General features: G+C 48.9%; 17 protein-coding genes and 1 tRNA gene. All 18 read left to right on the top strand.

Translation table 11 applies throughout. The features are described from left to right. The first annotated feature begins 189 nt into the window (after positions 1 to 189). The 18 genes from G358_RS0117270 (at position 190) to G358_RS0117185 (ending at position 17,777) form a co-directional block, all read left to right on the top strand. Complete coding sequence (locus G358_RS0117270; RefSeq protein ID WP_019638500.1) at positions 190 to 546, top strand: helix-turn-helix domain-containing protein; 357 nt, start codon at positions 190 to 192, stop codon at positions 544 to 546. Between the two features lie 68 nt (positions 547 to 614). Next, positions 615 to 697, top strand: a tRNA-Leu gene (locus G358_RS0117265). 420 nt (positions 698 to 1,117) lie between these two features. After that, positions 1,118 to 2,836 carry an alkaline phosphatase gene (locus G358_RS0117260; protein WP_019638499.1) on the top strand — a complete coding sequence of 573 codons (1,719 nt, stop codon included), beginning with the start codon at positions 1,118 to 1,120 and terminating at the stop codon, positions 2,834 to 2,836. Positions 2,837 to 2,925: 89 nt separating this feature from the next. Beyond that, a complete protein-coding gene (locus G358_RS0117255; RefSeq protein ID WP_019638498.1) occupies positions 2,926 to 3,630 on the top strand; it encodes an ABC transporter ATP-binding protein in 705 nt (234 codons plus the stop codon). Beyond that, entirely contained in the window at positions 3,627 to 4,940 is a 1,314-nt protein-coding gene (locus G358_RS0117250; RefSeq protein ID WP_019638497.1) for an ABC transporter permease, read from the top strand. The genes G358_RS0117255 and G358_RS0117250 overlap by 4 nt, the downstream gene beginning before the upstream one ends. Before the next feature lie 13 nt (positions 4,941 to 4,953). Continuing rightward, positions 4,954 to 5,991 carry a hypothetical protein gene (locus G358_RS34025; RefSeq protein WP_019638496.1) on the top strand — a complete coding sequence of 346 codons (1,038 nt, stop codon included), beginning with the start codon at positions 4,954 to 4,956 and terminating at the stop codon, positions 5,989 to 5,991. Between the two features lie 200 nt (positions 5,992 to 6,191). Beyond that, a complete protein-coding gene (locus tag G358_RS0117240; protein ID WP_026342319.1) occupies positions 6,192 to 6,470 on the top strand; it encodes a hypothetical protein in 279 nt (92 codons plus the stop codon). 171 nt (positions 6,471 to 6,641) lie between these two features. Then, positions 6,642 to 7,079 (top strand): thiol-disulfide oxidoreductase DCC family protein, encoded by a 438-nt coding sequence (locus tag G358_RS0117235; RefSeq protein ID WP_019638494.1) that lies wholly within the window; start codon positions 6,642 to 6,644, stop codon positions 7,077 to 7,079. 171 nt (positions 7,080 to 7,250) lie between these two features. Continuing rightward, positions 7,251 to 8,429, top strand: a complete 1,179-nt coding sequence (locus G358_RS0117230; RefSeq protein ID WP_033404175.1) for a P-loop NTPase family protein — start codon at positions 7,251 to 7,253, stop codon at positions 8,427 to 8,429. Further along, on the top strand, positions 8,426 to 9,685 hold the full coding sequence (locus G358_RS0117225; RefSeq protein WP_019638492.1) for a TadA family conjugal transfer-associated ATPase: 1,260 nt from the start codon (positions 8,426 to 8,428) through the stop codon (positions 9,683 to 9,685). The genes G358_RS0117230 and G358_RS0117225 overlap by 4 nt, the downstream gene beginning before the upstream one ends. Continuing rightward, a complete protein-coding gene (locus G358_RS0117220) occupies positions 9,682 to 10,482 on the top strand; it encodes a type II secretion system F family protein (RefSeq protein WP_019638491.1) in 801 nt (266 codons plus the stop codon). The genes G358_RS0117225 and G358_RS0117220 overlap by 4 nt, the downstream gene beginning before the upstream one ends. Positions 10,483 to 10,526: 44 nt before the next feature. Further along, positions 10,527 to 11,369 (top strand): type II secretion system F family protein, encoded by an 843-nt coding sequence (locus G358_RS0117215; protein ID WP_420836066.1) that lies wholly within the window; start codon positions 10,527 to 10,529, stop codon positions 11,367 to 11,369. A 28-nt stretch (positions 11,370 to 11,397) separates the two neighbouring features. Next, a complete protein-coding gene (locus G358_RS0117210; protein WP_019638489.1) occupies positions 11,398 to 11,592 on the top strand; it encodes a Flp1 family type IVb pilin in 195 nt (64 codons plus the stop codon). Then, a complete protein-coding gene (locus tag G358_RS0117205) occupies positions 11,592 to 12,245 on the top strand; it encodes a TadE/TadG family type IV pilus assembly protein (RefSeq protein WP_019638488.1) in 654 nt (217 codons plus the stop codon). Before G358_RS0117210 ends, G358_RS0117205 begins: the two co-directional genes overlap by 1 nt. Before the next feature lie 10 nt (positions 12,246 to 12,255). Continuing rightward, positions 12,256 to 14,475: a hypothetical protein gene (locus tag G358_RS0117200; RefSeq protein ID WP_019638487.1), complete on the top strand. Its 2,220-nt coding sequence runs from the start codon at positions 12,256 to 12,258 to the stop codon at positions 14,473 to 14,475. Continuing rightward, positions 14,444 to 15,433, top strand: coding sequence for a TadE/TadG family type IV pilus assembly protein (locus tag G358_RS0117195; protein WP_019638486.1), 990 nt, complete (start codon positions 14,444 to 14,446; stop codon positions 15,431 to 15,433). The genes G358_RS0117200 and G358_RS0117195 overlap by 32 nt, the downstream gene beginning before the upstream one ends. 16 nt (positions 15,434 to 15,449) lie before the next feature. Further along, entirely contained in the window at positions 15,450 to 15,962 is a 513-nt protein-coding gene (locus tag G358_RS0117190) for an A24 family peptidase (RefSeq protein ID WP_019638485.1), read from the top strand. Between the two features lie 18 nt (positions 15,963 to 15,980). Continuing rightward, complete coding sequence (locus G358_RS0117185) at positions 15,981 to 17,777, top strand: DUF6382 domain-containing protein (protein ID WP_019638484.1); 1,797 nt, start codon at positions 15,981 to 15,983, stop codon at positions 17,775 to 17,777. The last annotated feature ends 13 nt before the right edge of the window (positions 17,778 to 17,790 follow it).

The raw sequence follows: 17,790 nt of genomic DNA, 5'->3' as shown, positions 1-17,790 counted from the left end.
CACTTAAATTATTGTTAACAGTATGAATACTCGCAGTGAAGAGCAGTAGCTGCCTATGATATAATAAGGATGGATGGAACAACTAGTACATAAAAGTGAATTTATTCAAATTATACACGCAATTAAGTAACTTTACAACAATAATTACTTAAATGCGTAAATGCGCATTTTGAAGGAAGGTAGGAGACGTTGTCAATATACGAAAGAATCGAATGGCTTATCAAAAATAACGCTATGACCAATAAGGAGTTTTGCCAGACGCTGGGAATCAGCACCGGAAATTTAGGGGATTGGAAACGCGGCAAATCAACGCCCGGAACAAATAAGCTGATCGATATTTCCTCATACTTCGATGTAAGTCTGGATTGGTTGATGACCGGGAGCGAACGGAACCAGGGACAGATCATGGAAAGAAAAGAGCTTTATGCGGTGAAAACTCCAGATTGGGACGATGTGGATAAGCAGCTGACTGACCAAGAGAAGGCTTTTATACAGGAGTATATTGAGTTTACTCGGTATCGAAAGTTAAAAGGAAACCTTGAATGAAAATAATTACGCTTTACTTTTAGTGTCTGCGGAGATATAATATAAAATGTTCGTTTCGAACACACTACGCGGTCGTGGTGGAATGGCAGACACGCTATCTTGAGGGGGTAGTGGGTGTATACCCGTGGAGGTTCGAGTCCTCTCGACCGCATATTCACAGCTATGAAGGGCTGTCTTACTAGTGGATTAAATCTGCTGGTGAGACAGCTTTTTTTGTTGTTCTTTTAATTGTAAAAGCTTTTTCTGGCAGTCCTTGAATCGCCCCGGCTCCTAACCGAAGTCTTATGTTCCACTCAACCTGCCTTGCTCACCAACTGCTCTTACTTTTCTTCCTCGCCTACTGATCTAACTTGCCAACCTATTATTACTCACCTCTATGTACCGTAATTGCTTTGTCTTATCTTGCTTTGTCCTGTCTTAATGCCAGAATTACTTGCCCACATCCATTTTAATTTTTTTAACTTATTTGGAAGGAACTTTAATCAAAAGTGAACACTCCCCTGACATTTCCCAAATATATCTTATTTAAACTGAGCGTATAACGAATTTTTTTGAGAGGGGAATATAATGGATGAGTAAATTTTGGAAAACTTTAGCGATTAGCGGTTTGGCATTTTCCGTTATTTTTGCAGGAAGTCTGGCTGCAGCGAAAGAGGGGCCTGCGACAAGCGGTGCGGCGAAAGGCGAGTCCCGCAATTTGATCGTACTGATTGGAGACGGAATGGGACCAGCCCAGGTTTCCGCAGCTCGTTACTTCCAGCAGTATCAACATGGCGTCAAGAGCCTGAATCTGGATCCGTATTATGTCGGACAGGCAACGACTTTTGCCGATCGCGGTGAAGACGGGGGACAGGTTGTATCGGGCATCGTAACCGATTCGGCTTCAGCAGGTACCGCGTTTGCCACAGGTAATAAAACATACAATGCGGCGATCAGCGTTTCAAACGAAGACGTATCGAGACCATTTGCTTCTGTACTCGAAGCGGCGGAACTTAGCGGAAAAGCTACAGGCTTGGTGACGACAGCGCGCATTACACATGCCACGCCGGCTGTCTATGCCTCTCATGTACGGAGTCGTGATAACGAGAATGCCATAGCCTCCCAGTATCTTGACAGCGGAGTTGACGTGCTGTTTGGCGGAGGGGAGTCTTTCTTTGTAACGAAGGATGAGAAAGGCAAGCGGACCGATAAAAATTTGCTGCCGGAATTCGAAGCCAAAGGCTATAAAGTTGTAAAAACGGGGCAAAGCCTGAGCGGTTTAACAGCCAAAGATTCCAAGGTGCTCGGTTTGTTCGGCGGTTCTCATGTCGCTTACGTGCCGGACCGCACCGCTGCAATTCCGAGCCTCGCTGAGATGACCTCCAAGGCCCTGGAAATACTGGCTGCAAATGAAAACGGATTTGCCATCATGATTGAGGGCGGCCGTATTGACCATGCCGGACACGCTAACGATTTTCCGACGATGATTCAAGAAACGCTTGATTTTGATGAAGCTTTTAAAGTGGCAATTGAATTCGCTAAGAAGGATGGGAATACGTCAGTAGTGGTGACGGCAGACCATGAAACGGGCGGTCTCTCCTTGTCCCGTGACAATATTTATGAGCTGAATGTGGATCTCTGGGATACACAGAAAATTTCTTCCGAAAGCCTGGTAACAGCATTGAATGAGGCCAACACGATTGCTGATATCAAAAAAATCGTTGCGAATAACACAGGGTTTACGGATCTGACCGATGAAGAAGCGCAGTATATCCTTGATGGGGACGGCTCCTCTTACAAACGTGAGGGCAGTTATAATGCGGTTGTTTCCAAGCGTTTGCTCGTCGGCTGGTCTGGCCATGGGCATTCCGCGGTGGATGTAGGAGTATGGGCTTATGGGCCGATTACAGACAAAGTAAGAGGGCAAATCGATAATACTAGAATCGCTACTGCAAGCGCCGAGGTACTCGGTGTTGACCTGCAAAAAGCAACCGCTGATCTCCAGGCCAAGCATCTGTATCCGAAGTTCAAAATCAATCGGAATAATGAAGTGCTCTACCCGGCCAAAGCATTGGCTGAAGCGCTGGGAGGAAGCTACAAGGAAACGAACGGAACCGCTAAAATCAGCGGCAAAGGCGGTACGCTAAGCGTGGATCTGACTGCCAAGACAGCCCAATTGGGCGGGAAATCCGCTGCAATTTCCGTTGATGTAGATAATGGAGTGCTGTATCTCCCCTTGACGGCATTCAGCCAACTGACAGGACAAACGTTAAAATGGGATGCCCTCTCGGAACGTATCATACTGAAATAAGGTTGTTATAGGGATATTAATGATCTAAGCGAGGAAACAGGGGAATATCATTCTCCTGTTTCCTGTATTTTATTACGGGAGGTAAGGATGTGCTGCACATTCATGGTCTGACAAAAGGATTTCATGTCGGCGGGAGCTATATTCCCATTCTGGATATTCCGCAGTGGCATGTAAATCAAGGAGAGAAATTGGCGATCATCGGTCCAAGCGGGTCCGGAAAAAGCACCTTGCTTCATATCATTAGTGGAATTTTGCGGGCAGATGAAGGGGAACTGCAGGTCGGAGGGGAACTGCTTCATCGCATGAAGGAGTCAGCCCGAGACAAGTTTCGTGCGAAGCAGATCGGTTACATCCTGCAGGACTTTCATTTAATCCCTTCGCTTACAGCAAGGCAAAATGTTGAGATTGTCATGCCCGGCCAGCTTGGAACAGCAGAACGGCGGGAGCGGATCGATCATTGGCTTGAGAAAGTGGGGTTAAGCGACCGCGGCCGGCATTTACCGGCACAATTGTCCAGAGGACAGCAGCAGAGAGTGGCTATTATCCGGGCGCTGATTAATGAACCGCCGCTCGTGCTGGCCGACGAGCCCACGGGAAGTCTGGATTGGGAAACTGCGGACGGAATAACCGGGCTATTGCTTGATTTGTGCCGCAGTGAGCAGCACACCTTAATCGTCGTTACTCATGATCTGAATATGGCTGACCGGTTTCCAGACCGTCTGCACATTCATGAAATAAATAAGATCAACGGTTCGAAGCGCTTCACAGGTGTTAAGGAGGAGCGGGCGATATGAGCTTTTTTCATTTTATCATCAGAAATATACTGCACCGGAAATTCCTCTCCCTGCTGACTATGCTCTCCGTAACAGCGACGGTGGCGTTTGTATTGCTGCTCTCATTATCGAGAGCAAGCGTCGAGCAGGGAGCTCAGAAAGGATACGGTCCCTTTGACGTCGTGGTTGGAGCCCAGGGCAGCCAGACTCAGCTTGTGCTAAATACGTTTTACCATATTGGGGCACCCGTTGGAAATATTCCAGCACATACAATGGAAGCTGTTCTTGAGGACAGCAATGTAGATAAGGCTTATGCTATGACGACAGGTGATAATTATAACGGTTTTCCGATTGTCGGCATCGATCCGCAATATTTCCTGACCCGTTATGGTGATCAGAAGCTAAAGAATGGCAGTTTGTATCGCAGCACGGGAGAAGTGGTTGTTGGCGCATATGTGGCGCGAACGCTCGGGCTGCAGGTCGGAGACACCTTTACTGGGGCGCACGGTTTAGTGGAAGGGGCGCATCATACAGGCGAGGCGGGCGAGGATGGAAATAAAGAAGCGTCACTGCATGGGGATGAAGAGCTTGACGAATTAGGCACTGATGCGGGCCATGGCGATGAAAGGCCTGAAGTGCACCCTGCTGAACATGATGAACATCATGATGAGCATGAAAGTTTTACGTATACGATAACAGGAATTCTTCCGGATTTGCATACGCCGGATGACCGGGCGGTTTTTACTACCCTGGATTACGCATGGGCTGTACATGGCGAGACTTCAGGGGACAGAGAAATTACCGCCATATTGGTTAAACCGGCTACATTACTGGGCGCACATGGCCTGAAAACCAAATTGGATGAGATGAATCAGGTCCAAGCAGTATATACGAGCAAGGCTGTTGCGGACGTCGTTAATCTGGTCGATCGCGGCTCCGAAATCATTGAATTCGTAACGCTGCTCTGCGTGATTTTGGCGGCCGTATCGATACTGTTATCGCTGGTAGCCGCCGTAAACGAGCGGACTAAGGATGTGGGGCTTCTCCGTTTGCTCGGCAAATCGAAGGGCTATGTCTTGATGACGCTTGTCGGGGAAGGGTTTTTGGTGACCGTAGCTGGATTGCTGCTTGGTATTGTGGCCGGGCATGTTACAGCATATTTTTTGAAAGACGCGTTATTCAGCTATGCAGGAATCCAAATTGATCCGTTCCAGTGGAGCGGCGATCACTTGTACATTGCATTCGGTGCGGTGGCTATTGGTCTTCTTGCAGCTCTGGGTCCGGCTCTTCGCTTATACAGAATGGATTCATTATCATTATTTAAAGCGTAAGGAGGTTGTCAGGTTGAAAAAAACAGCATTCATGCTTTCTCTTCTTGCTGCTGCCGGCATGCTGCTTCAGGCGTGCGGCCACCAGAAACAGTACAGTGGAGAGCAGGCAGGTTCATTTGCGTCCGCTGCCGATAATCGCAGCAAGGCTGATTTTTCACAGCAATTGCCTGCCAGCGGAGGGGAGGAAGCTCCTACTTTTGCCGTAGGGGCAGAGCGGCTGTCAGAAGAGGGATCAAGTTTGCCTCCTCAACAGGAAACAACGGCTAATGAATCAACGGCCAATGAATCGGCCGAAGTGGCGGCAGCCAAAGAGATGGACGCCAAAGAGATGGAAGTCATAGAGACAGAGGCCAAGGATCCGTCGAATGCCCGGGAGCCTTCGCAGCAGAAGGCAAATGACTCTAACAAGGCAGGTACGGACAAGGAAAAAGTCTCTACTAATAATAACTCCAATAGTAATCCCAATAGTAACTCTAAAACCAACTCCAACACGTCCGAGATCGCAACGAATGGTCCCAGCAACTCGGAAACGTCTGCTGCCGCAGGAAAGCCGTCCATAAACATGGCTTCAGGTGAAGCTGAGAAGAAGGCTGATAAGCAAGCAGCAGATAGTTCGAATAAAAAAGCTGAAGCTTCAGCGAAAACTACTCATTCGCCAACAGCTGCCGCGGACAAAAAAACAGGCCCGCAGCCCATCGGCTGGTCAGAATTTTTTGATGGGGAGGACCAGACGACGCCTTCTGAACGATTCTGGGATCTTAGCGGCTCGACAGTTACGATCAAGGGGTTTATGGGCGAAGTGTTATCCTTTGAGAAAAACTGGTTTCTGCTCATTCCCGAGCCGGGGGCGGAATGTCCGTTCGATAACGGCGATGAGACATATTGGAACAAAATTATGATTGTGTTCGTCCCGGATGATGTGAAATTGAGATGTAAGCCGGAGCCGCTGCAAATAACAGGCCGTCTTGACGTTGGCATAAAAATCGATGAATCCGGTTATAAAACGATGTTTCGCCTGTATGATGCCTCCTTCAAAGAAATAAAATCATAGCAATGATTTTAAAAGACTTCTCATGGGTAATACTGGTCGGGAGGAGTCTTTTTTTATCGGAACAGGCTATACCAGGAGGGATCTCGAGCTGAAAATGGATTTAATTGTTAGCGAATTCCAAGTTGACACGTTTCAAAAAAAAAATTATTATGTCTAAGTACAAAAAACAGGACTTAAATTTGATAATACGGGTGATGACTATGTCTTACAGACCGAGTGTTGAGAACATGACCAAGGCGAGCAGCAACGAGAAGGAAGGGCTATACGAGTTTATCGTTAAGATGACTGACGGTACGGCGTGCCGGGTGTTTTTTCGCCGGGATCCGGAATGGCGGCTTACGGACATCAGCCGGCTGCAGAAAACTCCCTGTCCGGTCTGCCGCAAAGATTTTATTTGCAAATGCATGGACAGATTCAGCAGTGAAATCAGACGGCAAATTGAGGATGGTCAGTGGATCGATAAAGCGCTGGCTCAGTAAGATAATAGTCAACCAACGTTAGAAATAGTGTCATAAAAGGCAAAGCGGGCCGATCAAGGGACTTCCTTCTGATCGGCCCGCTTGCTATTTATATTGCCGGGCCTGTAAATAGCTGCCGCTGCTTCCCTAGAGCGGAAATGATATAATCACTCTGAAGCGAGGTGGTACGATTTGTCTAAACATACGGAGCAGGAACAGCCGCAAAATGTAATTTTGTTCGATGGGGTCTGTCATCTTTGTCAGGGAGCCGTCAAATTTATTATTAAACGTGATCCGCAGTACCGCTTTCACTTTGTCTCGCTGCAATCGGAAGCCGGGAAGAAAATATTGCAGGAAAGCCAGAGCGGGGAGCTTTCCTCCAAGCGGATAGATACGATCGTACTGTATCAGAATGGCGCTTATTATACCCGCTCAACCGCTGCGCTTCGCATCGCGAAGGGATTGCGTTTTCCCTGGCCGCTGGCCTATGGATTTATCGTTGTACCGCGATTTATACGGGATGCCGCATACCGCATAGTCGCTGCCAACCGTTATCGGTGGTTTGGCAAGGACGAGACCTGCTTGATTCCCACACCGGAGAACAAGGCGAGGTTTTTAAAGGACGGATGATCACCCGGGCTACCGGCACATGGCGAATAGCAAAAAAAACCTTGCACGAGTTCCATAACTATGATATTCTAACTGTAAATTTCAGGAATGAACGGCGGAAGCACCGTCCAACAACCGGAGACCGGTTATTGGATGGTGCTTTTTTTGCGTTCAAAAAGGTTGGTGATATCAATGGTTCCCGTTCGGCTTGTCCTGTCTGTGGAGGATGAGCAATATATTGAGCCTTTTCTCCACTATGTCCGTCAGAGCGAATTCGACCGCCGTCTCTCCGTAACGGTATTCAGTCGACCGGAAGCCTTCCTGCGCTATATGGAGACGAGCGAGCAGTTGGTAGACGTTGTTTTGGCCGAGAATAAGTTTTTGGATATGCTGCTGAATGCCGGCGCCCCCCGGGTACCGGTGATCTGCCTTGATGAAGGCGGGGAGATCAGTGAGAAGGTGAAGCGTATGTCCAAATATCAGCCGCTGCATCAACTTTTATCGGCAGTGCTGGAATATGTTCGCGGAGGCGCGGGGGGAAGAGATGCAGCAGATGGGAAATCTCTTGTTATCGGAGTGTACTCAGCCGTTGGAGGCTGCGGGAAGACGACCGTGGCGATTCATCTGGTAAAGCAGCTTGCCCGGAAGGACTGCAAAGTGTTTTATCTTAATTTGGAGACGGTATGCAGCGGCAGCTTATTTGAGGGCCAGTCGCTATATGAAAGTCGGTCGCTGTATGAAGGCCAGACGGCTGCCGGGGGCCGGGGGCTGGCCAGGCTGCTTTACGATTTAAAGGCGGCAAGTGAGCGGGGGGAAGCTTTGCAGCAGCCGATGTCCTCCTATGCGTATGGGCATCCTTTCTTGGAGGGAGATACCTTTGGACCGCTCGACAATATTAAAGAAATGCTGGAAATGGGGCGGAACGATACGAAAGGACTTATTGACTTCATCGTGGACAGCGGGCTTTACGATGCTGTTGTTGTGGATGTCGATTCGTATCCGAATGACAGGACGGAAATGGTGGCGGAGCGTGCCGATAAGCTGATCTGGCTTCTGGCCGATGACTGGAATGTCATGCGCAAAACCGGGATTTGGATGTCTCATTTAGAGAAAGCAGATCCTGTTGCATTTGGCCAGAGGATGGGAAAGTCCCTATTTGTGGTCAATAAATGTATGGGGGAAATCTCCAATTCATTACCGAGGCCAGGAATGACGGCAGAGATTGCGTTATCGCATATTCCATCTTGGAATGAGGGAAACCGGCCGGGGGCCCTTCAGCATTCTCCGATGTTTCAGAAGGATATGCTGAAGCTGTGCCGCAGTGTATACACCCGGAACTATACCTACGGAACAGGGGGAAGCGCAGGATGACAGAGGACCTTTTTGCCTCATTGCGTTCAAGTATTCGTTCCGGTCTGGATATGACTTCCACTTTAACGGATGAACAGTTGATGGACTATATCGAACATCGGGTGCTGGAGGAGGAGGCACTATACAAATTAACTGCTGCGGAGAAAAGAAAATGGGTGCGCAGGCTATATGACTCTTTTCGAGGATTGGACGTGCTGCAGCCCCTTGTTGATGATATATCGGTGTCTGAAATTATGATCAACAGTCATGAGGAGGTTTTCGTTGAGCAAGATGGTCAAGTGAGCCGTATTGGGGTTCGCTTCGAATCCAAAGAAAAGCTGGAGGACATCATTCAGAATATCGTTTCGAGCGTGAACCGGATCGTCAATGATTCTTCACCGATCGTGGATGCCAGGCTCGCCAACGGGTCGCGGGTAAATATCGTCCTTCCGCCTATCGCGCTTAAGGGGCCGACGATAACGATCAGGAAGTTTCCAGACCAGCCCGTAACGATGGAGCGGCTTGTGGAGTGGGGCTCGTTGAGTGAGGAGGCGGCCTTGTTTTTGCAAAGCCTGGTTAAGGGGAAATACAACATATTTATTAGCGGAGGAACGGGTTCGGGAAAGACGACGTTTCTAAACGCGCTGTCCCAATATATTCCGTCCGATGAGCGGGTCATTACGATCGAGGATTCGGCAGAATTGCAAATCGTGACCGTGCCTAATCTGGTTTCATTGGAGACGCGTAACGCCAATACGGAAGGGAAGGGCGAGATCTCTGTGCGGGACTTGATCCGGGCATCCTTGCGTATGAGGCCAAACCGGATTGTCGTCGGCGAGGTACGGGGAAGTGAAGCGCTGGACATGCTTCAGGCGATGAATACCGGGCATGACGGCAGCTTATCCACCGGGCATGCGAACAGCACCAAGGACATGCTTAGCCGTTTGGAAACGATGGTTCTGAGCGGTGCGGATCTGCCCATTCCGGTGGTGCGCCAGCAAATCGGCTCGGCCATCGATATTTTTGTTCACCTGTCTAGGCTTCGCGACCGCTCGCGGCGGGTGATGGAAATAACGGAAGTGTGCGGCTTATTCGATGGGGAGGTGGTGCTGAATCCGCTTTACGTATTTGAGGAAACGGAAGAGCGGGCCGGGAAAATACTCGGGCGACTGGCCAGACGGGGGAGCTTGCTCCATACCGATAAGCTGCGCATGGCCGGCATAATGCCGAACGAGGAGCGCGCGGAGAGAGTAAATGCGAAAGGAGAGCAGGCATGAAAATATTTTCGCCTCCAAGCAAGCTTGCAAATGTTTCCGGCGATCAGACAGCTTTGCTTCCAGATTACCGGAGTTATACCCTCTCGGGAAGACAAACGGTACTTTGTTTGACAGCAGGCGGCTTGCTGCTTTTTGCAGTCGGTTATATTTTTTTCCATTCCTGGCTGTTGGCGCTTTTTGTTACCATGGGTGCTGTATTCGTTCCAAAGCCGTGGAGCCGGTATTTGCTGCGCAGAAGAAGAGAGGCGCTGAGTCTGAACTTCAAACAGGCGCTGTATTCCTTATCTTCTTCCATGGCGGCAGGGCGCTCCGTTGAGAACGGATTTCGCGAAGCCATTCAGGATTTGCAGCTGTTATATCCCGATGGCGGTAATGATCTCATGAATGAGCTGAGGATCATATGTACCCGAATGGAATACGGAGAGCCGGTGGAGGTTGCGCTGCAGGACTTTAGCAGAAGAGCGGGGATGGAGGACATCAGCAATTTCGCCGACGTATTTACGACTTGCAAACGCTCCGGCGGAGATTTGGTGGAGGTCGTGCGGAGAACTTCAGCAATCATTAGCGAGAAGCTGGAGATTAGCCAGGAGATCAGTGTCATGATTGCGCAGAAGCGCTTTGAAGCTAAAGCGATGCTTGCTTCCCCTGTTTTGTTTCTACTGTTTATGGACCTGTCCTCGCCAGATTATATGCAGCCGCTGCATCAGGGGATCGGCCTGATCATTTCTGCCGCAGCTCTTATTCTCTTTGCTCTGTGCTCTTGGATCATGATGAAAATAATGGATATCCGCGTGTAAGGGGGATGGAAGTGAAGCTGCTTTGGGGGGCCCTTTTGGTCATTATGCTGCTTGCTTGGGCATTGCTGTACGGGAAATCCTTCCGGCAATACCCTCGCACTGCGACAATGCAAATGGAAGGATTAAGGCTGCAGCGCATCGCCCCGCCGATGCTTTATTTGCTCGAACAATGCAAAGTGTCACAGCGATTCCCGCTTTTTTTCTTCAAAATCCAGCGCTCGATCCAGCGGATAAGCGGCCAGCAGCGCGGCGGGGAATATACGATGCTGTTTCTAGCGGAAATGCTCTCATATAGCTGCTTGCTGCTTTCAGGAGGCTGTCTCCTATCCTTGTTAATGGACGGAGAGGCCAGCGGATTCATTATGGGAGGCGTATTGGCCGTATTGCTTCCTGTCGCCCTGATTCGGGATCTTCAAAGTAAGGTAAAACGGCGGGAGCAGCAGATTATCCTTGAGCTGCCTGAGCTGCTAAACAAAATCGTACTGCTGGTTGGCGCCGGATCAACCGTACAGCAGGCGATTAAGCAATGCCTGGAACGGAAGCGTGGCGAAGAGGAACATCCTTTGTATCGGGAGCTGTTTCAAATGCAAAGAGAATGTGAAGGGGGATATTCCTTCCCGCAGGCGCTTGAGAGCTTCAGCAAGCGTTGCGGTATTCAGGAGGTTTCCGCCTTTACGACTGCTGTGCTGCTGAATTTTCGCCGGGGCGGCAGCGATTTCGTTTTGGCGCTTCGCGATTTGTCCCATACGTTATGGGAGAAGCGGAAAGCTGTCGGCAAAATACTGGGGGAGCAGGCTTCATCCAAGCTTGTATTTCCAATGGTGTTGTTATTTATTATCGTAGTCATCCTGGTAGGGACTCCAGCATTTATGATGATGGATTTATAAGCTGAACTATTTTAAGGAGGAGTTAACGATGTTGAAGGCGATGCGGATGAAGGCGGGGGAGCTTTGGCGGAATGAGGCAGGGCTTGGCATGCTGGAAATGATTTTGATTATTGCGGTCATTGTCATCATTGCCATCTTGTTCCGGGAAGAGCTGTATAAAATAGTAGAGAATTTGCTGTCCAAGGCCGGAAAGAAAACAGACACTTTCATGGATGGAAAATAGTGAACGTATTCCGGGATAGAGAAGGGAATTTTACGATTGAAGCCTCACTCGTCTTTCCGGTCATCTTTTTCGCGGTATTGCTGCTCCTGTTTTTCTGCATGTATTTGTATCAAAACGTTGTGCTCGGCCATACGGCGGCTGTCGCGGCCGAGCGCAGCGCTTATACATGGGATAACAGCTACCGTGATCCGCGGACGGGAGCTTATGAGGAGGGCCAGCAGGATTCCCTTTACTGGCGTCTGCATGACGATGGCATACTGCAGGCTTTGTTCGGCTGGGCCGGGGGGAGTTCATCCGCTGTGTTTGAACTGCCAAACGGGGATCAAACCGGCGGATCCCTTTCATTAAAGAAGCTTGGAAATACGGGGAGTGAGATTCCGGGGGAAATTGAAGGGGACATGCGGTACGATAACAAGCTGCTGTTTCGCAAAGTTTCCGTTTCTTTGAACAGGCTTGTTCCCCTCGCCCCGCTTGAAGCTTTCATGGAAGATGTTATGCAATCGGGTCATTCCACAGCGTATGTCGTGGAGCCGGTCGAATGGATTCGGACCGTGGAGCTTGCGCGTTATTACGGTGCGAAATTCAAAGGGAAGGGAAAGGATCGCGTAGATCAGGCTGAAGCAGGTAATGCATTGAAAATACATGCAAAATAGGAGGTTGTTCATGTTTGACAAGCGCCGTTCAGAACAGGGGGCAGTGACGGTATTTCTGATCGTTATTTTTGCGGCTGTCTTCGCTTTTGTGGCCATTTTTATCGATTTTGCCAGAATGTCTGCGCTGCAGGCGAAGACAGAGGCGCTTGCTCATGCTGCAGCCCGTTCGGTAATGTCCGCGTATGATAAGCAGTTGCTGGAGGAATACGGCTTGTTTGCATTTGGCGAAACGGATGAAAGTTATATTATGTCCAAGGTGCTTCAGGACAATTTTGCTCTAGCGATCCGGAGCGATGATTTGCCGATCATGGGAGCGAGGCTGGATTCCTCATCGGTAGAATTGCTGAGTCCTTTGGGGACTTATTCTGTATTCAGTCAGCAGATTAGAGAAGAAATGAAATATAAGGCGCCGATTGATTTAACGATAGAGGTGATCAACCGTTTCAAACCGTTGTCCCAGGTTATGAAGGAAGCTTCCAATACGGTAGATTTGCTTGGCAAGCTGCACAAGCTGTACGACAAGCGAGAGGATAAGCTGGATGAACTTCTTGGCAAACAGAGAAAGGCTGCGGCCACAGTAAGCAAATATGCAAAACGATTGCCGCGCGGAAATGCTTCCTATATTCCAGACAGCTATCTTGGGGGCTATATTCAACTCCTTTCTGAGGCGGCAGCCCAGTACGAGGATTACGTATCGAAATGGGAAGAGGATCAGGAAAGAAATGTAGTGCTGCGAATTTATACCGAGCTGCTGTCCAATTACCGGAATTATACGATGCTTGCTTTCAGCGATCTTTATCAAATAAACGAGGCTGCGGAGAAGGAGCATGTGCGATTGCTGCCGGAAGCTAGGGCGTTGCTTGAAGAAGTGCGGCAAATTAACGAGCAGATGCGTCAGGTGATTAAAGAGTCCGAGGCACGTCCGGCTCAAAATGGATATAATGCGGTATCCCAAGGTCCAAGCACAGGCGGGAGCGAAGCCATCGCTGGAGACGATGAAATCGCGGCAATTCGCAGTAAAAGTCAATCCTTGTTGCTGCCCGAGTCCCTTTTCACCGATTTGGAAGCCGGGATTGAGAAGCAAGAATCCGCCTTTAACGATGTTCATCAGCAAGCAAACTCTTTAATGTCTCTAAGTTCCGATGTAATCTCCGCCAGTGAGGATTCAGTTACTTTTAAAATGGCGGTTGCTCGCGCAAGCCAGACAAGCGATCAGTACTTGCGGAAATATGCAGACTCCGGAAACGAGAATGCGCTTGGGCAAATGGAAAAGTTATTACAGGCTTACCGTTCCAATGACGTTGAACGTAAAGAAACGGAAAAAAATGCGGCAGCCGAGCTAAAAGAAGCGTCTAATTTGCTGCAAAAAATTGAAGAGTTGAAAAACAAGCTTGGTGAGCATCAGAAACAATTCGATCGGCTGGAAACTTATTATAACGATAACCGGAGCCTGAATCAGAATGAGGCGGAAGAGGGGCGAAATAGAAATGATCGCATAGATGATCCTTATGAGACTGGCAAGCGGGCGATGGGAAATATGGACGGGTTGTATGATTTTTTGGCGGGGATGCTGTCGAGTATGACCGATCATGCTTACCAGACAGAATATATTGTCAGTTATTATGATTTTTTCGATGTGAGTACTCTTGATGAAATGATGAAAGGAAGCTCAGACAAGCTGGATACGATCGTGCAGCAATTTGCACCGGAACGGCAGCAAGTAGAGTATATTTTGTACGGATTCCACAATCCGGTCGGCAATGTTGCAGCAGCTTACGGTGAAATATTTATAATGCGGCTAGCAATTCGCACGATGGAAGGGCTGATCAAAAACGCTTATAAGGCCGAACCGCTCTTTATCCTGGCTTCTGCTCTGCTCCATGGGGTGAGGGAAGCCGCCAAAGATATGATCATGCTTTGCCAGAAGGGCAGTTTGCAGCTTAGCAGTTTTTTGAAACTCGATTTAACTTACAGGGATCACCTGCGCTTATTTTTACTGCTGCATGGGGGGAGCGAACAACGGTTCTCGAGAATGCTGGGTCTCATTCGCTTCAATACGGGAATTAACCCGGATGAACGCCCTACTTATATTAAGGGAGAAGTTACGGTCGCTTTACCGTTATGGTTTTTGCCGGGGGTGTCCAAAGCGATTGGAGATGCCGGAGCTTTAAATGGTCGAGTGGAAGGAAGCAGATATTATGCTGTCAAGCAAGCGCACTACTCCTATTAACGCCGGCGGCAGCAGTTCACAGGGGAGTATCGTACTGGAAGCTGCCCTCGTAATGCCTGTTTTTATTATTGTAATGTTCTTTTTCATATATATGGTTCAAATGACGCTCTACTCAGTGCAAATGAATACGCTGGCTTCGAGCGCGGTAAAACAAGTGTCAGCGCATATATACCCTGTCGCTTTAGCTGTGGAGCAGCATTCACAGCAAGGCTCTGTGTCCAGTGATAGCGGACGGGAGAGTGCGTTTGAATGGACTATGCCGAAGCTGTCGCTAGCGGATTGGGCCGGCCAGTATACTGAAGGTCTTCCAGAGCCGTTGGCACAATGGATAACAGATGCGGTAGCCAAAGGGGAAGAGCCGCTGCATGATTTGAAGAACAGTGCGGTAGAGGCAGTTCTTGATCCTGTAGTCAAGCCGCTGTTGCGGCCGTTTCTGCAAGATACAATGTTGAATGATGAGCGCCTGCATGTCAGCGGAATTATCGTTCCAAATTTAAAAACAGGAAAAAACCCGTATTTTGCCCTCGAAATCAGTTACGAGCTGCCGGTGAAAGTGCCATTTTCCAACCGCCGGGTAGTACTTCAGGCGAAGGCTCAGGAACGGCTTTGGATCGGGGATACCGGAGAGTTGAACGATAATGCCGATAGCGAGGAGCAGACCGAGGGACAAGCCCCGATTATTTTATCAAAGCCTGAGCCGGCTTATGCCGGCAGTAGGACGCGGATCACTGCGCGTATTCCCGAGGGAACGGTCGCCAACTTGACGGTTTACTATAAAAGCGGCGTCAGTCAAGCGAAATTTTTGGGCGAGGCTTCCGTCAATGACGACGGAATCGTAGAGTGGCAATGGCTTGTCGGGGGGAATACGACGCCAGGTACCTGGACTTTCGTTGTGGAGACGCCGGACGGATTGCGTACAACTGGTGAATTTGTTGTGGAGAGTCCAAGTAAAAAATAAGGAGATTTGACCAAGTATGCCTTTGGAAATTTGGGGATGTTTTATTTTGTTGATTGCTGCATTCATTACAGATATACGCACAATGAAGATTCCTAATGTGATTACGGTTACGGGGCTGGCAGCAGGGATCGTGTTCCATACGATAACTAACGGCGGATCAGGATTTCTTTTTGCAGTGAAGGGAGCTGCCGTCGGGTTTGGACTAATGATCATACTGTACGTAGTGCGGGCAGTTGGAGGCGGAGATGTGAAATTGTTCGCTGGAATTGGGGCCTGGGTAGGCGTATCACTTACCTTATCTATGCTGATGTACTCGATTTTGACCGCGGGGGGTATCGGAATCCTTATTTTGATATGTAGAAGGGAGATGCTGGCTCGGTTAGGCGGTATGCTTCGCCGTGTACTGGGGATCGCCATGCTGCGTAAAACTCATTCGGGGCAATCATTTGCAACGATGGATGAACCGCTCACCTTCCCTTTTATGCTGGCCGTGCTGCCTGGTGCTATATTGGCTGTCTATTATTTTTAGAAGGGGGGGGACCGTTTGATGACGGCATTTGTAACCGATTTTGTCAGGAACGGTGGAACATATATGATTATTAATACAAGCGAAGGGCTTCGCACCGGCCAATTGAACCGGGTTCAAAGAAATATGCTCGCTGCGGTATCCGTACCTCATTTGCTAAGGCTGGATGTAAGGGAGATTGATTTTGAGATTACGCTGCACTATGAAATTACAGGCAAAAAAATGTTGTCCCAATGTCTAAAGAGCGACTGGATAACGATGACTGAATTTTATAGCCTTCTGCTGCAAATCGTTACAGTGCTTGATGACAGCAAGGAGTACATGCTCTCAACCGGAAACTACCTGCTCGATGAGGAGCATATTTTTGTAGAAGATCCATTGCCCAGCGGCACCGTTTATTTGGTTTATTTGCCACTGCTCCATATGCCGCAGGATCATTCCACAGCCCAATCTATGCTGAATCTCGTCAATCGGCTAATGACAAAGGTTAAGAATATAGAGGGGAGCGGCATCCAGAAAATTATCGGTTTATGCGGAGGAGAGCAGTTCTCCGTCGCCGGGTTAAAGGATTTGCTGATATCATTGCTGCTTGATGAAAATTCAACGGGAGGGCAAGGATCAAACGTACATATCGCTGATTCCGGGAGAAGTCGGCGAGAGTTAGATGCCCCTGGAATGCCGATGCCGCCGCAGTCCAAAGACGAGCCACTACAAATTCCGTTTTCCGCCCGTGAACCAAGCCGAAGATCAACTCCGAGCTCGAACTCACATTCAAACTCACACTCACACCTAAACACAAACCTAAATCTAAACCCAAGTCCAAGTCCAAGTCCAAGCCCAAACCCAAACCCAAACCCAAACCCAAACCCAAACTCAAACTCAAATCCAAGCGGGATAAATGCATGGTCCAGTTCTGCCAGCATTCATGCAGGGACTTTGATGGAGGGAGAGGAAGGCAGACATGAGGAGGAGGCAGGGAGCCGGACAGAAATTAAACCTACTTACATATGGCTAGGCGCTGCGTTACTGGTTGCGCTCATCTGGAAGTTTGCGTATTTGGATGGGCCTTCTGGCAGTGGATTTTACATTAGTGCGGGAGCATCACTGGCTGTATTATTTATCGTGCTGCTAATAAATAGCGGCAAGTTCGACCTGTTTAGTTATTTTAGGAACAAGGGCAGCAGTGAGGAAGGGGATTTACAAATTGACAATCATGTTCGTTTAGCTGGGGAGGAGGATCATGAAGAATCTAGGTTCACCAAGCGCCGCAAGCTGGACCGCTATGAGGAAAAATGGAGATGGAATAACCTATCCCCATCTATAGCGCCTTCCCCAAAGCAGTCATCCGAATTCTATGAACCGATTCGGACACCGGTATTCGAGCCGTACCGCGAGCTAGTTGAGGCACGTCCAGTTGAAGCACAGCCGCCCGCCACGGCGTTCCCGGCAACCGTATTGTTGAAGGATTTATCGAAGTCAGAGCAAGGACAGGCTGACAGCATAAACTATTTGGAGAAAATAACTTCTTTAGGTGCTGGATCCGAACGAATCCCTCTATCCAAAGGGAGCTTTATTATTGGCCGCTCCGAGGAATTAGCACAATATGTGGAGAAGGAGGCCGGGGTATCCCGTGCCCACGTCGAGCTCATGATTCTGGAAAGTGTCTGCCGCATCAAGGATTTAGGCTCCAGAAACGGCACCAAGTTAAACGGCGAATTGCTCGCGCCATATAAAGACTATCAGCTCGAGCCGGGAGATTCGTTTTCCATTGCCGAGGTTACGTTTCGTTACGGCAGGGAGATTCAAAATTCTGCATGACGAAAGGAAGAAG

The sequence above is a fragment of the Paenibacillus fonticola DSM 21315 genome, from assembly GCF_000381905.1.
In the GTDB taxonomy this organism is placed as follows: Bacteria; Bacillota; Bacilli; order Paenibacillales; family Paenibacillaceae; genus Fontibacillus; species Fontibacillus fonticola.
The sequence above is the reverse complement of the archived record's forward strand: the minus strand, read 5'-3'. Positions and strand labels throughout refer to the sequence as shown.